The organism is Allobaculum fili, assembly GCF_020969955.1.
In the GTDB taxonomy this organism is placed as follows: Bacteria; Bacillota_I; Bacilli_A; order Erysipelotrichales; family Erysipelotrichaceae; genus Allobaculum; species Allobaculum fili.
Window position 1 is genome coordinate 1 of record NZ_JAHDSX010000093.1, and the last position, 831, is coordinate 831.

At 45.4% G+C, this 831-nt stretch carries 2 protein-coding genes; both read left to right on the forward strand.

What is annotated here, in order from left to right:
- Window positions 1–215: hypothetical protein (locus Afil_RS10630; protein ID WP_230268531.1), on the forward strand; the 215-nt coding region annotated here is incomplete at its 5' end.
- Window positions 200–739, forward strand: a complete 540-nt coding sequence (locus tag Afil_RS10635) for a transposase (RefSeq protein WP_230268532.1) — start codon at window positions 200–202, stop codon at window positions 737–739. The genes Afil_RS10630 and Afil_RS10635, both read left to right, overlap by 16 nt.
- Window positions 740–831: the final 92 nt, after the last annotated feature.

Consider the following 831-nt stretch of genomic DNA (forward strand, 5'->3'; position numbering starts at 1 on the left):
AAGCGTTCGCCGGCGCCAAGTTCTCCCCCTCGCAGAAATTTGAGCTCAAATCCGCCTATCAAAGAATTGACCATACGGCTAAGCAGATTCAAGACTACGAATCTATGATGCAAGAAACTCTTGAACCTTTCAAGAGCCAGCTTGAACTTCTGGAGTCAATTCCTGGGATTTCCCATCTCTCGGCGAAATCGGTCCGAAAATGGATTGCTTCGTAAACGTGAAGCACTTTATAAGCTGGTGCGGCCTTTGTCCCGCAAGTAATCAGAGTAACGGAAAGCACAAATCAGTGAAGATAGGAAAGGGTGGGAGATACCTGAAGCCTGTACTGATTCAGTGCGCTCTCAACGCCGTTAAAAATCCATATTTTGGCAATAAGTATAAAGCCATTTCTGGCAGACGCGGCAAGAAGAGAGCTCTGGTGGCTATTGCGAGAAAAATGATGACAGCAGCCTATCACATGCTTCGAACCGGAGAATTTTTCCGGCCCGGTGATGAATCTGATGTATCGAATACAGCGGTCCCGGCTGAGAACGAGACGGTTGAAGAAAACAGCTGCACCGAAGCCGAGAATTTCGTGGAATTGGAGAACGTCCACGAAATTCAGAAAACGGCCGTAGAACGGGTTGAACTGACAAAAGAATCAGATCCAGTTCTTATTGAAAAGGTGCAGATCCTGCTTAAACAGATTGGAATTCCCCTTCAACTGGCAGAAAAAACAACCAAGTCATTGTTGGTATAACGCAAAATACAAATGATGACGGCTAAGAAAAATTTCCCTTCGCAAGGAGGGCTTTTCGTCGTGCCTTAAATCATCTAAAGACTTTCACATTT